General features: G+C 54.3%; 12 protein-coding genes. 1 reads left to right on the forward strand and 11 read right to left on the reverse strand.

Features of this window, described 5'->3' with window-relative positions; translation table 11 throughout:
* Positions 1–96: 96 nt before the first annotated feature.
* From BBOH_RS09550 to BBOH_RS04275, 10 genes are all read right to left on the reverse strand, one after another.
* Entirely contained in the window at positions 97–294 is a 198-nt protein-coding gene (locus tag BBOH_RS09550) for a hypothetical protein (RefSeq protein ID WP_143242439.1), read from the reverse strand.
* A complete protein-coding gene (locus tag BBOH_RS08770; RefSeq protein ID WP_143242441.1) occupies positions 273–941 on the reverse strand; it encodes a hypothetical protein in 669 nt (222 codons plus the stop codon). The genes BBOH_RS09550 and BBOH_RS08770 overlap by 22 nt, the downstream gene beginning before the upstream one ends.
* A 299-nt stretch (positions 942–1240) precedes the next feature.
* A complete protein-coding gene (locus BBOH_RS04235) occupies positions 1241–1891 on the reverse strand; it encodes a hypothetical protein (RefSeq protein ID WP_143242443.1) in 651 nt (216 codons plus the stop codon).
* 394 nt (positions 1892–2285) lie between these two features.
* Complete coding sequence (locus BBOH_RS04245) at positions 2286–2855, reverse strand: BspA family leucine-rich repeat surface protein (RefSeq protein WP_033521694.1); 570 nt, start codon at positions 2853–2855, stop codon at positions 2286–2288.
* A 929-nt stretch (positions 2856–3784) separates the two neighbouring features.
* A complete protein-coding gene (locus tag BBOH_RS09400) occupies positions 3785–3916 on the reverse strand; it encodes a hypothetical protein (protein ID WP_272945338.1) in 132 nt (43 codons plus the stop codon).
* A 1187-nt stretch (positions 3917–5103) separates the two neighbouring features.
* A complete protein-coding gene (locus BBOH_RS04255) occupies positions 5104–6291 on the reverse strand; it encodes an enolase C-terminal domain-like protein (protein ID WP_033521744.1) in 1188 nt (395 codons plus the stop codon).
* Between the two features lie 315 nt (positions 6292–6606).
* Positions 6607–7494 (reverse strand): 2-hydroxy-3-oxopropionate reductase, encoded by an 888-nt coding sequence (gene garR / locus BBOH_RS04260; protein ID WP_033521742.1) that lies wholly within the window; start codon positions 7492–7494, stop codon positions 6607–6609.
* 97 nt (positions 7495–7591) lie between these two features.
* Complete coding sequence (locus tag BBOH_RS04265) at positions 7592–8749, reverse strand: glycerate kinase (protein WP_033521690.1); 1158 nt, start codon at positions 8747–8749, stop codon at positions 7592–7594.
* A gap of 74 nt (positions 8750–8823) precedes the next feature.
* The gene (locus BBOH_RS04270) at positions 8824–9729 is read right to left on the reverse strand and encodes a dihydrodipicolinate synthase family protein (protein WP_033521688.1); all 906 of its coding nucleotides are present in this window, start codon (positions 9727–9729) and stop codon (positions 8824–8826) included.
* Positions 9730–9823: 94 nt separating this feature from the next.
* Positions 9824–11203, reverse strand: a complete 1380-nt coding sequence (locus tag BBOH_RS04275) for an enolase C-terminal domain-like protein (RefSeq protein ID WP_237743127.1) — start codon at positions 11201–11203, stop codon at positions 9824–9826.
* 209 nt (positions 11204–11412) lie between these two features.
* Between BBOH_RS04275 and BBOH_RS04280 the strand changes: the two genes are divergently transcribed.
* Positions 11413–12561, forward strand: coding sequence for a CdaR family transcriptional regulator (locus BBOH_RS04280; protein WP_044098127.1), 1149 nt, complete (start codon positions 11413–11415; stop codon positions 12559–12561).
* A gap of 187 nt (positions 12562–12748) precedes the next feature.
* Here BBOH_RS04280 and BBOH_RS04285 read toward each other — a convergent pair whose 3' ends face one another.
* Positions 12749–14089 (reverse strand): SLC13 family permease, encoded by a 1341-nt coding sequence (locus BBOH_RS04285; RefSeq protein ID WP_052118217.1) that lies wholly within the window; start codon positions 14087–14089, stop codon positions 12749–12751.
* Between the last annotated feature and the right edge of the window lie 107 nt (positions 14090–14196).

Genomic DNA, 14196 nt, shown 5'->3' on the forward strand with positions numbered 1-14196 from the left:
CACCTTATGCAAATACAACAGTATACACCAATGCCGGACAAATCGCATCTGGACGATCCCGGGCGCATACTTTCGATCAGCCTGTACCAACAAGATTTAAAATCCCATCAGATGAGGCAAACGTTCAAACCCCTTTTGAGGTTTTCGGAAACTCGCACCGGCCTGTCGCATATACGCGAAAAAATCCACAGTCAGTATGCCATACATCTTCGAGGCCACAAACGAAATCCCGGGATTTGAGGGCGATGCCTGACTTGCGGATTTCTCGTTGGTTATGATAGCCACGCCACGCATCCTCGCATCGGCGATAAGCCACGGATCGGCCTCGTTCTTGGCGCCTCGCACCCAATCAGGGTATCGTTACTAATCTCGCCCACGGCAGCTATCTCATCAAATGCAGGCTGCCGGTCGCCATCGCAGGACGAATACGCTTCGACGAATTTGACAAGCGGTTTATCACCGCCGGGATTCCGCGCATCAAGCTCATGCAACACCCGTGGGCAGACGCAAGGCGACTCGCCATCAAGCCGAACGGCAAGCCAATCCCAGATAGCGGGGAAAATGTCCGGCGGCTGCCTCCGTTGCAGGAAAATAAGAATGTCGGAAAGTTTCCTGTTGAATTCATACGTCAATGGCTCGCCACCATTCCGTCGAAAATCGACGGGTTCAGGCATGGACGGCTTACTGGCGGTGGAATCAGCAAAGAGGCTATGGCTGTCAACAGCTTTTCGGCGATGTTGTTCAGTTGCCGAAAGGTCAACCCATGCGCACCCATGCAAGACATCATCAAGACGAGAGGCGCTGACATTAGCCTTGCGGGCCAAGGAATCCGACGAAAGACCGATGTCGTTCATATACCAGTTCAGGGAGCTGGCGTTGACCGGTATGCCGTCTGTGGCAGTAGTGTCATGCTCCTTTTCCGGTCCGAGCGAATTGGACAAGAGGCATCACTACACTATCAGCAGAAATCAACGTAATGCAATACGCTGTCAGAAAGCGAGGCGGAGTCGCTGCCGCTCGCGATGCGATCAACGTCCTACCGCGTATGCCACGTTCCAACTTCATGTCCCGCACTCTATCTTTTTTGTGCCTCTAACCGGTCATTAGTGCCTCTTCGCGTAGGTTTTCATGGCGAAAAACATACGGTAAAAGGCACTAATGACGTGTTAGGGGCACTGGAGGCGGAAGGCGTCGAACTTGCGCGGCACATGGAGGCAGCACCCAGTGACATTCAATGACACTAGACGGCAGCGGCCGCGAACTGGCGGCGGGCGAGGGCGGCACTTAGCGCAAAGACGACGGCAACAACGGCGAGAAGCGCGCGGCGGAGCCATTCAATCGGAGCCTGGCCGCCGGTTTTCGGAAGAGCCGAGACCGTCGGCATCGTCATGTCAAACCTGGACGGCGCGGACACATTCGCGACGTCGGACACCGTCGCGCTCGCATCGCCCTGCAGCAGCACGCCTCTCGGAACAGGCAAAGCGAACACGCCTGCCTCGTCCGCAGACGCACCTGCAGCCGGGCACGACGCCGACGGAGCCGGAGCTCCATCGATGACCGCTGCGCCGGACTCACACTTTAGCGTCGTCGCCGTTGTTGACGAACCGGCCGGCCGCGTCACCGTCACCGAGAACGACGACTCCCCCGCACGACCAGCCTCGTCCGCGGAACTGAACACCCAACCACGAACCATCTGCGCCTTGGGGTCGAACCGCAGCCGATCCACATTCCCTCCGCCCGTCGCAAAGACCGGCGCCACCACATCCACCATCATCCTGGTCGGGTACGTAGCCGACACCGCCAAATCCCCGTCGGCCGTGGTCGTCGGCCTCGCCTTGAACCGGTACTCGACACCGGAACCTGCTGGATCGTCAGATACAAACGACGACAACGGCACCATCGCGTACACGAACAAGGCGTACAAGACCCCGAATCAAGCGCGATCCCAACCGGCACAACCGCCCTCACCACAACATTCGAACGCTCCGGGGTAACCGCCACTTTATCGCCATCGGCACCACCGACAGTTAACGAAGCCAGGTCACCACCGCCACTCGAAACCGAACCGCTGACCTTCACCCCGGTCGTCCGACCATCGCCATCCACAACCGGTACCACACTCGACACCACCGGCACCGGCAACGGCTTCCACACCGCATACCACGTCACATCATCGGCTTTTGGCACATCGACAGCTTCCAAGTTCCACGTCGAACCCGGCGCATACACCTTCGAGGAACCATCCGACGCGAGGCTCCAACCCGCCAGCCGATACCCCGCACGAGTCACGCCACCGGCAGCAAACCCCATATCCGACCAACCCAGATGTTCACCACCTGTCGCCGAATCGAATGCGTCAATTGCGTTCTTGTCGAACGAAACCGTATAAGGGCGTCCGCACCATGTTGCTGTTGCAGATGCGGGAAGGCCATCCGTAAGCGGAATCCCTGACCACCCATTTTCAGAATGCCATCCGAAGTTTTCCCAGCGCCCTGTAGGTGAAGCCCGGTTTTGAATGCATTGCCCGACAGAGCAACACCTGCTTTCATCTTTAAGAAGCGAAGAGAATTTGAATCACTGCCGAAGCAATAACTCATTTCAGCTGCACCGGGAATCGTCCATGTGCTCAAATTTAATGTTGCCAAAGATGGCATATCCGCGAACATTCCCCGAAAAGTCGAAATATGAGAGATGTCCCAGAACTCTATTTCCGGAATCACCGATAACTTTGTATCTGAAATGAACATATTTACCACACGCGAAACACCCGACATATTCCAAGTGTCTAGTCCTATTAAAGTCTCCAAAGATGGATTGTGACCTACCAATTGTGTCAAATTTTTGACATTGACCATTTTCCGTTGCCGACACTAAGCCCGGACCGTTGAAAGATTTCATAGCAGGCATATTGTCAAACCAGTTATACAGTGATGTGCAACCCGGTTTGATGTGGATGCTACTTACCACCAATAAAATAATTTGTGTGCTATATGTTCGCCAAGGTAAATTAGCAGCATCGTAATCGGCCGGTACCGAACCCTTAGTAATGGTAAAAGCGCAATCCGACGAAATACTCCAATTCATATATCCTCAGAAGGACCACCATAGCTTGAACCAAACCAACTATCATTCCTTGCGTTGCAGAAGGCCTGAGCACCTAATCCTGACGCATTGTCACCATTTGTTGAAATTTGAGTGGCCGGTATTTCTCGCTTATCATACGGTTTCAAATTATCTAGAGGTGCTTGAATGGCGCCGGAATCTACCGAGGGAATAACCCCCCCCCCGGAACTTTATTGTCATTCTGAGAATGCGTACCGGATACCGCTGTCGATGCGGCATTCACAGTATCGGCGAAATCACCGACTTCGGCGGCGTTCGCGCAGCCTGAGACCGACAACGCAACGACGGCCAAAAACGCCGGCACCACCCGCGCGAATCCGCCACGTCGTTTCATAATGCCCAGCCCCGCCTTCGAAAACCTAAATGCCCAATCAATCAATAACTCATCTTAAAAACGCGCATGACATCAACACATACCCGTCGCAGGAAACAATAAACCCTCCGATGACGCGTGAAGGAATCAGGCCTTTGCAGGGCGTAACAGCACAATCGCAAAGTTCGCGCCGAGCTCACGCAAGGCCGACAAAACTGTACGGAACGATGGGTTGCGTCAGGCTTCAAAGACCTGTACACGCTGATCCGTTTCATTTTCGTGCGTTCGGCGATATCCGACATCTTTTTCTCCGTTCGAGCGGCATCGAAAACCGTGGAAAGAAAATAGTCAGCGGACCTCACTGTCATCATCCATACTGCCGCCCTCACGCATCGAAGTTTCAAGGAATTCGGTGACATCCTGTTCGCTGGTCAGGCATTTCGCATCACCCCACTTATTAGGTTGGATTTTATCGTTCATCATAAGTTCCTTTGGTTTATTCACGGATATTCAAAACATCTATTCGCGAATTAGGATCTCTGGCGTCTGATATCTCTTTGCTAACCGCCGTTATCGCCAGCAGCAAGTACCACCACAATCACATTTCCCCTACGCGCGAAGTAGACACTGTAGCCAGAGCCGATATCAAAGCGCCGTTCAAACACTCCACTTCCCACAGGTTTGATACCGCCGACCAACTCATGACTCGGTTCATCCACGCGACGGCACTTGCCTTGGCACATGCGTCACACAACTTCACCAATCACCTGTCGGATTAATCCTTTGTTACTACTTCCATAACAAAAATTGCAATATAAATACGACAAACATACAAATCGTTATAGCCTCAAACATTGAGATCCGCTCATTTGCACCTATGAGTTCGGTTTCCCAAATAGATATCACCGCAATGCGATGGCGCACGACGACGGAGACAGGAGACAACGACCGTAACCAGCGCAGCGGCGAGGGCGACAAAGACCGTCAGAGGCGACGAGCGAGCTGGGAACGCCAGCTGCGCCCGTCATCGGCGGAGCGGTTAGAGGGAGTTCGAACCGCACCAGGGCGCGGAAAGAGTTTACGCCTTGCGAGCTGTTCCCCGCGGCATCGTTCACGATTATCTTGGAATAACCCGCCAACCCGACCCACGAATAGCAAAAACCATAATTCAGTAAATTACTATTCCACTATTTGCAACGATGATCGCAATACTTCAAGAGCGCGAACCAGATGCAGCCCAGTTGCGCCCGCCCGAAACTACCTTGCCATCAAGCTGGTCGTCTTCGCGGACATGGATTGAACAGCGGAGAGTTTGCAGAAAACACCCAGAATTCGCCCTAATAAAAGTTAATAAATAGAATGCATACGAACATCTTGCCCGTATCTCATAAGAAAAGCAGATTCTAAAACTTCTGTGTTATAACAGCGGTCCCATAACCGGGCACGTGCAGACAATCGCCGAGGAACACAAACAGAGCGAAAGCTGGCACCATGAAACACAGAGGATCCACTCTCGCTTCCTTGCCCATCCCCTTAAAAGACAGGCGATAGCTTAGGTATGCAGAACATCAGGATGTTGGCATCCAAGCTGCAGAGACGAACCGCCCCACGCAAAAGAGCGGCTGAAGCTACGTCGGTTCCAGCCGCCTCAGTATCAACCGGTCGCGTCAGTACGAAGCGCGCACAGTGAAGCCCCGCATATCTTCCTTGGTGATATAACGAACGCTTTGGAGTGTGCCGTTAGAAGCAAGCTTATCGACATCCAGACGGGACGGAAGGCCTTCGATATCAGGCAGCCAAAGCTTGCCGTCTTTTTCAGTGGGATGCACCGAAAGGCACTCTTCCATCGGCAGCATCATCGGCTCGTGGTTCTCAAGCCTCTCATTTTCGTCATAGAGCGCGCCGAAGGCCGCGTTGAACCATACGGTTCCACCCGACGAGAAGCGTAGTCCCTTGGAGCGGGCAAGGTCACGAATACGAATCAAATCACTCATGCTAGTCATTCGTCCGACCAACGGCATCAGATGCCCCACTCCCTTCTCCGCGTAAGTCTCGAAGGCGAACGAATTACGCATGGACTCACCGAAACCAACCATCATGCCCATTTCGTCGCAGGCTTCACAGACCTCCTTGATGCCATTCATGTCGTGCGAATGGATTGGCTCCTCGAACCAAGCAGGATGATAAGGCTCGACAAGATGGGCAAACTTGATTGCATCTTCGACGCTGAAGACCTGATTGGCGTCGACTGCGATTTCGATATCGTCACCGACAGCTTCGCGGACCTTGCGCATACGCCTAATGTCACGATCCATGTCGCGACCCCAGTCGCTGCCTACCTTGAACTTGACGGTGGTATAACCCTCCTCGACGTAGCGGGTCATATCAGAGACGATATCGTCGTCGTCGCTCAAAAGAGAACCGCCACCCTTGTAAGAGGCCGCCCAATCTTTCTTGGCGCCAAGGAAGCGGTGCAACGGCTGATGACGACGACGAGCCATCAAGTCAAGCATGACAAGATCGAACGTGCCCAGGTCGCAGATCTGTCCGCTCTGGAAACCAAAGTTGCGCAGCTTCCAATACAGATAGTGATACCACTCTTGGTATGTCTTCTTCTCGCCGGTGAGCACCAAAGGCAGAATGTTGTCAATCATGCCCCTTGAGCAGAAGGCCTCGCCACAGTTGCCATCATCGTCGTAAATGCGAATCCATCCCTGCAACGGCACATAGCTGCCGAAACCACCCGTCGCATCGCGCCAAGGTTTCTTGACAGGCACGGGATTGAGGTTATAATAAACAGCTTTCGAGAATGAAAGCTCCTCATTAACGTCGATATCGAATTTGCAATCAAGCATCATTACCCCTTTATAATTATACTCGCTCATTTATTTATCACTTCGATTTGGTTTCGTCAAGAACAATTAAAGTCTCATCTCAACTTTGAGAGGGCCAGACCGTCATGACACCGGCCTGGCACGATAATCAGTCCCGACGACGCCACCATACATCAACCACGCGCATCCGACCTAGGCTTTCAGTAATCTCAGCCACGGCCGACGCTGACACCGCTTGCTCCTCCTTCTAGACAGAGACAACTTATGGATCGGGAGCAGATGGCCTGGCCAAGGCCAGACCACCAACCCAAAAGATAGTTCGCTGAAGGCCTTCGATCAGTCCGCCTGCAGCTTCATGTCGTTGATCATCTCATACCATTCGGCAATGGCGCTATGATCCTCCTTCTCGTGGCCGTGAGCCTTAAGTGACTGCATAATCTCCATGGCCAGCGAACTGAACGGTGCGGAGACGTTGATGCTGTGCGAGGTGTCCATCACGTTCTGCAGATCCTTGATATGCAGCTCGATGCGGAAGCCGGGATCGAAATTGCCGGAGAAGATCTTCTCCGACTTCTGATCCATCACCACGCTGCCCGCCAAACCGCTGCGAATGGCCTGATAAACGCGTTCAGGGTCAACGCCGGCCTTCTTGGCAAGGGAATACGCCTCCGAAATGCCGGCGATATTGATCGCGACAATCATTTGGTTGGCAAGCTTGGTAATGTTGCCTGCACCGACCTCTCCCACGAGGGTGACCGTGGAAGCCATCGTTTTGAGCAACGGTTCGAACTTCTTGAACACGTCTTCCTTGCCGCCCACCATCACTGCGATAGTGCCGTCAACGGCCTTGGGCTCGCCGCCGGAGACCGGGGCATCCATGAAATCCACACCCATTTCGGAAAGACGCTTATCAAAATCTCGGCTGGCCAACGGCGCAATCGAACTCATGTCGATGACGGCCTTGCCCTCGCTCAATCCCTCGGCGATACCGTCTTCATCGAACAGCGCACTTTCCACGTTCGGGGAATTCGGCAGCATCGTAATAACCACATCAGTACGTTGGGCGACATCCTTACCGCTTTTGCCCTCTTCACCGCCGGCCTGCACAATGGCCTGCATCGGCGCCGTGTTGCGGTCATAAGCAACGACAGGATAACCCGCCTTGATGACGTTCAGCGCCATCGGCTTGCCCATGATCCCCAATCCCACAAATCCGACCTTCATCATATTGTTTCCTTTCTATAGTGATATATTCACGTTTCATTTCGCCCCATATGGTCAAAGGCATGCATAAGCCTCGGGAGTCCTTACCCGTCCGGAGCTAAGCGCCATCGGCTTTTTCACGCCTACCGAGCATGAAGGCCCGCATCGCGGTCTCGGCGGCCGCCGGGATGGTGGTCGAGACTTTTTGTATGCACTGTTCGAGGCTCATGGGTTCATTGACGCAAGACAATACCAAGTCGACACCCTGCTCGTAGACATCTCCCAAGTCGTCGGCCCGGCTTCCCACGACGGCAATCACCGGAACCGAATGCCGCTTGGCACGAAGCGCTACACCCACAGGTGCCTTACCATTGACGGACTGCGAATCCATGCGCCCCTCGCCGGTAATTACCAAATCGACATCGTCCATCACGTTCTCAAGGCCGATCATATCGAGAACGGTGTCAATGCCGCTACTGATCCTAGCGTTGAGGAATGCCGCCAAGGCTGCCCCCAATCCGCCGGCGGCGCCCGATCCCGGAATCCCCGTCACATCACGACCCGACACCTGAGACAGCAGAACCGCATAATCAGCCATCCAACCGTCGAACCTATGCAATTCTTTAGCCCCTATCCCCTTTTGCGGGCCATAGACTTCAACCGCCCCGTCCGGGCCGGTCAATGGGTTCGAAACATCAGTCAACGCAGAAAAATCAGTCGCGGCAACACGAGGATCCAAACCGGCGATATCGATGGACGCCAGATGCTCCAATCCCGCCAGCCCACATGGCACGTCCTGGTCATTTCCGTCAAGAAAGCGCACACCTAATGCCTTGGCCATGCCGGCACCGCCATCGCTGGTGGCGCTGCCCCCCAAACCGATGCATATATGGGCGGCACCAGCATCCAAAGCGTCCAGAATGATCTGACCAACTCCATATGTCGAAGCGTTCAAGGCATTGTGAGGGTTCTGTTCAATCAATGTAATACCACTGGCCTGCGCCATCTCGATAATCGCCACGTCTCCGCACAGGGCATACCCCGCATCGACGGCGGATCCCAGCGGACCTCGCACGGACACATGACGGAGGGTGCCCCCACGCGCCGCCATGACGGCGTCGACTGTGCCCTCCCCACCATCGGCGATAGGATACTTCAACACGCTGCAATCAGGAACGACCCGACGCACCCCAAGTTCAAGCAAGTTCTCCACCTCGGTGCTCGAGGCCGACCCTTTGAACGAATCCGCCGCCAACAAGACCGAACAGTTTCCCATGGCGAACCCCCTTCCTCCGACGAACCGATCTGTCATATCTCTACACTAATCCCGATGCCACCGCACGATGACACTCAGCTCAGGTAACCTGCCTCCCTCATCGCCTTCTTCATACCTTCCAGGGCCTCTCCGGTGGCGGCCTCAGTCGGCAGAATCGAAGGACCGACATCCATGCCCATCAGATTCGCCATATCCTTTGTAGGCGAGGGGAAGCTCGCCGCGTCCTGCGAATTGCGAATGGGATTGAGCTTGAACTGATCCTCGAGGGAGCCACGGTAGTCCCCGGAGACGAACCTGTCGTAAATGCCGCAGACCAAGTCCGGGTAGATGTTCGCGGTGGAGCATACCGCACCAGCACTTCCGACACACAAGCTCGGATAGACTATGGTGTCCTTACCTGCGAAGACCGCAAAGTCCACATCACGCGTCTGACGCACCAGTTCCTCAATATTGGTTACATTGCCGCTGGAGTCCTTGACACCAACAATATTGTCACAATCGTGCGCCAGCCGCACCATGATGCTGATAGGCACCGGATAGCCTGCTCGACCAGGGTTATTATAGATGAACATCGGCTGCGGGGCAATGGCGCTGGCAATCGCCGAATAATGATGGTACAACGCCTCGGCGGTGGGCTCGATAAACATCGGCTGTAGGACGGAGACTGCGGCCACGCCCAACTCCGTGGCTCGCTTTGCCAGCTCGATCGCCTTGCTGGTGCGGATATGACCCACACCGAACATAACGGGGACTCGGCCCGCGGCCTCATCCTTGATGACTCTAGTCGCCTCAAGCATCTCGTCGTCGCCAAACATGTAGAACTCTGAATTGCTGCCGAAAGCCAGGATGCCGTCGACGCCATGCTCAATGACATAGTCGACCTGCTTACGCAGCTTGGCCTCGTCGATTCGTTCCCGGTTGTCCACAGGAGTCAAAATCGGCACGAAAATACCTTTGAACTCATCATGAGATCCACCCATGCCCTATAATCCTTTCATCGCTCATTGGCTCGTCTGACTGCCAATGTCTTGTCTATTTGCATGTCACAGTGTGAACCGAAACCCCTTGCCGTGACTATCGCCCATACCATGGAATCGTTGAATTACGCGCCTCAACGCACCATGGCCGGACGGTGCGGGTCGAAGGTCCAGCCGGGGATGAGGTACTGCATGCTTTTCGCATCATCGCGGGTTCCGCAATTGTTGTCGACATAGAGCGCTTGTGAGCCTTGTCAATCGCCTCCCGATCGATCTCGATGCCCAGACCGGGAACGTCACGGCGCACCTCGATCTCACCATTCTCGATCTTCGGCGGGTTCTTGGTCAGGTATTGGCCGTCCTGCCAGATGTAGTGGGTGTCGCACGCATTGAGCCGCCCGGGGGCCGCGGCGGCGGACTGCGCCACCATCGCCAGCGAGATGTCGAAGTGGTTGTTGGAATGCACACCCCACGTCAGATCCATATCATGACAGAGCTGAGCGACGCGCACGCAACCCTCCATGGTCCAGAAGTGCGGGTCGGCCAACGGAATGGTCACCGAATCCAGACGGATGGCGGCCTTCATCTCACGCCAATCCGTATCACACATATTCGTCGCCGTCGCCAAGCCGGTCTGGCGATGGAACTCCGCCATCGTCTCACGAGCCGAGAAACGACCTTCCGCGCCACACGGATCCTCCACATAAGTGAGCGTACCCGTCATATCCCCGCAGAGCTCGACCGCCTCCTTCAACGACCAACCCTGGTTGGGATCAAGGGTGATGCGGGCATCGGGGAACGCCTTCTTCAACGCCCTGATGGCCTTGATCTCCTCCTTGCCCTCGAAGACACCGCCCTTAAGCTTGAAATCATGGAAGCCGTAACGCTCGGCCGTGGCCCTGGCCTGCGCCACGATGGCATCCGGATCAAGCGCCGGCTCACGCCGGATACGACCCCACTCATCGGAATCATCATCATCGTGCAGATACGGCAAATCCGTCTTGCGATAGTCACCCACATAGAACAGATAGCTCAGGAACCGCACACGGTCACGCACCTGACCCTCACCCAAAAGCGCAGCCACCGGCACCTCAAGATGCTTCCCAAGCAGGTCAAGCATCGGCGTCTCAACGCCGGTAAGCACATTGGTGACCTTTTTGAAGATCATCGCATGCGCCGTCTCAATGTCGCCGGAACCCTGCGTTCCTGCCACTTGACGCTCCAGCATGCCACGGCAATCCTGAACCACCGCCTTCCACTGCCCTATCGACTTACCTTCGACCAGCGGCACACACGATTCCAGTCTGCGGGTTATGACCTTGCCACCTGGCACCTCAGCCACGCCAGTATAGCCTTCGCTATCGGTCATTACTACGATATTCCGCGTGAAGAATGGCTCATGCGCTCCAGCTAGATTCAGCAACATGCTGTCGTAGCCTGCGACGGGCACCACCTCCATGCGTTCGATTGTAGGCACCACTGTGTCCTCCGTTCCATGACATCGGGTCGCCATGCCGCTACGCAGACGACGAGCAGACTATTGATTACGAGAAACGTTGCTCCTCTATTATCGACCGAAACCCTTTTCCCTGCGGTATTCCATATGACGAAAACGACAATGTCTACCATGTTGAAAATGTTCTGCGTACCATGTATGTATAGACAGCATCAGGGTAGGAGGAACGAATGGACATCGACCCGAAGATCGCTGAAGAAATCGTAGCCAACATAAAGGGTGTGTTACGTCATGAAATAAACCTGTTCGACACCTCCGGCACCATCATCGCAAGCACCGACAAGACCCGCATCGGCACAGGCCACGATGGCGCCCGTATGGCCGTACGGCTCAAACGCACGGTACCTATCGACAATGAGCATCAATTCAAAGGCGCCAAGAACGGAATCAACGTGCCCGTTTTGCTCAATGATTCGGTCGTCGCGGTCATCGGCATCACCGGATCGCGCAACGAGGTAGAACCCTTCGGCAACATCATCAAGAAGATGACCGAGATTCTCATCAGAGAAAATGTCGAACAAGTTACCAGATTCGACCAGCGCATGATGATGTCCAATCTCATCAACATGCTCACCACTCGGCGAGATGATCCCGGGCTGGTCGACTATCTCTCATCCATGCTTGGCATCGACCTGACGCATCAACGTTGGACGGCGGTCGGAAGACTCCGTGGCGATAATCCGGCGTTTTCGCCGCAGGAGCGCTTCTACAGCACGCTCATGGATCGCTTTCAGGGTATGCCACAAAGTCTGTTCTCGGTCAACACCCGAGAAATCTGTATGTTGCTCGATCCCGCGGACGTCAACGACCCGATTCCCACATTACGGCTGCTGCAGCACGATATGGAGGGGCTCGGCGTCTCGGCCGTCTTCGCGACCGGCAACTTACGAGAGACCTCATATTGTTGGAAAAGCTACGACGAAGCGCAGCGAAGCGCCGATTGGTTGCTGTTCTCCGACAAAAAAACAATCGCTTCCTACAACGAACTTGATTTTGGCCTACTTGTCTCATCCATGTCACAGGACGCCGCACACCATTTCGTCGACCGCGTCTTCAACGGGCTGACCGAGGAACAGATAGACGAGTTCCATTCTATTTTCGAGGCTTACAGCCGTCACAACGGCAGTATTATACACGCAGCAGACGAGTTGTTCCTTCATAAAAACACCCTGCAGAATAGGCTCAACAGAATCGCCGCCGTAACCGGATACAACCCTCGAACACTCAAGGACTACACCATCCTCGACATGGCTTTCACCCTGCATGATTATCTGCGGTTCCGGGCCTCATCGCAAGCTTCTCGCACTTCAAAGACCTGACGTTTCGCTAGACAAATTTTCGCAACTCGGTTCGACCCCTTATACCAAGGCAAAACCGTCCGACTCCGATGACAAAACGGCTGTGCAAGACCCCCGACATCCGCCTATATCACGGATTCACCGACAGTCCGGCACAGCCGTTCATACAATCGCCAAGACAAACACACGCCTTAACGACACGTCCTTATCAAGCCCATAAAGGCTTGGGAAGGAACACACCCGCAACAACACCGAAGACCACCAACAGAATATTGATGCCCCAGAGCTTCCAGAATGTGAACTTGATGTATTCGTCCATGGAGATACCATCCAAATCGGTGGCGATATAGAGCTGTGGTTGTGCAATTACGGAAATCATGGCACCGAAGTTCATGAAGAGTGTGAGCACCACGACCTCGAGCGGCACGCCATACTTGACCGAGAATGCGCCGATAAGCGGCACTAGGGCATAGTACCAAGTGTCATTGGTGAACAGAAGCATGAGCGGCGTGGCAAACAGCGCAACGATGAGGTAGAAGTAAGGTCCAAGAGGCGCGGGAACAATGGCCATAAGGGCCTTGACCATCGCATCAAGCATGCCGCTTTCCTGCATGACTCCAATGACGACGCCGGAAAGTAGCACGGCAGGTGCAACAGGGAAGAGCGAGGAGGCATATTTCTTGAGCAGCTTGTTCTGCTGATCCTGATCGTGGAAGTTGATGGCGAGCGCCACCACCAGGCCAAACGCGAAGACGTAATATTGCGGCACGGTTTGGAAAGCGATGAGCATGAAGATCAGGAAGGCGGTGAGCAACAGGTTCCAGCCGAACATGTTGTGACGGGTTAGCTCTGTGTCCTTGAACTGTGCGAGCAGCTCCTCGTTGCTGATGCTGACCTTCTGATCACCACCTTTGTTCTTGGCACGCAGACCGAAGTAGACGGCTATCACCAAGAGGACAACGATCACGAAAATCTGGGCGGGCATAAACTTAAGGAAGAGTTTGGTCGAGGCGCCCTTCTCATTGATCAGGCTTGCAGCTCTGAGCATTCGGGGGTTCCAAGGGGTGTTGCTCATGATAAGAATCGCCACGGAGACGATGAATGGCAGGACACGCTTGTCGATATGGAACCTCTGATACAGAGGCAAAAGCAGGGGGATGGTGATGAGGTACACCGACGTGACCGAACCATCGAGCTCGCAGATGCAGGCGACGATCACCGTGATCATGCAGATGATCGGCGCCGAAATCTTGACATGGCGCAGAATCGCCTTGACGATGTCGTCGAACAGACCGGTATCGGCCATCAACATGAAGTAGGGCAAGGAGAACATCATCATGAGGGTGATGCTATAGGTCTTGCCGACACCAGCCTCGATCCATTTGCCGATGACCGCGAAATTGCTGCTATGCGTTATAAGGAGCGCTATGAACGCCGAGATAATCGGAATCACCGAAAATGCTAGCAGGATGCTCATTTTCTTCTTCAACAGAACGACGGTGATGATAATCATCGTCGCAAAGCCGAGTAATGCCAACCAGATGTTCACTTCAAGTTACCTTCCCATTCGGGCATCCCCTCACTGCACGCAAAGACAATGTACATGGGGGGAAGCGAATTTCATCTCTTTATTTCCACTTTGAACGCAAACATTTC

It is taken from the genome of Bifidobacterium bohemicum DSM 22767 (genome assembly GCF_000741525.1).
In the GTDB taxonomy this organism is placed as follows: Bacteria; Actinomycetota; Actinomycetes; order Actinomycetales; family Bifidobacteriaceae; genus Bifidobacterium; species Bifidobacterium bohemicum.

Excerpts from the sequence above, each read along its gene's own strand:
- BBOH_RS09550 (WP_143242439.1), bottom strand. The coding sequence starts at position 294 with ATGCGTGGCGTGGCTATCATAACCAACGAGAAATCCGCAAGTCAGGCA.
- BBOH_RS04245 (WP_033521694.1), bottom strand. The coding sequence starts at position 2,855 with ATGGTCAATGTCAAAAATTTGACACAATTGGTAGGTCACAATCCATCT.
- BBOH_RS09400 (WP_272945338.1), bottom strand. The coding sequence starts at position 3,916 with ATGAACGATAAAATCCAACCTAATAAGTGGGGTGATGCGAAATGCCTG.
- BBOH_RS04255 (WP_033521744.1), bottom strand. The coding sequence starts at position 6,291 with ATGCTTGATTGCAAATTCGATATCGACGTTAATGAGGAGCTTTCATTC.
- garR (WP_033521742.1), bottom strand. The coding sequence starts at position 7,494 with ATGAAGGTCGGATTTGTGGGATTGGGGATCATGGGCAAGCCGATGGCG.
- BBOH_RS04265 (WP_033521690.1), bottom strand. The coding sequence starts at position 8,749 with ATGGGAAACTGTTCGGTCTTGTTGGCGGCGGATTCGTTCAAAGGGTCG.
- BBOH_RS04270 (WP_033521688.1), bottom strand. The coding sequence starts at position 9,729 with ATGGGTGGATCTCATGATGAGTTCAAAGGTATTTTCGTGCCGATTTTG.
- BBOH_RS04280 (WP_044098127.1), top strand. The coding sequence starts at position 11,413 with ATGGACATCGACCCGAAGATCGCTGAAGAAATCGTAGCCAACATAAAG.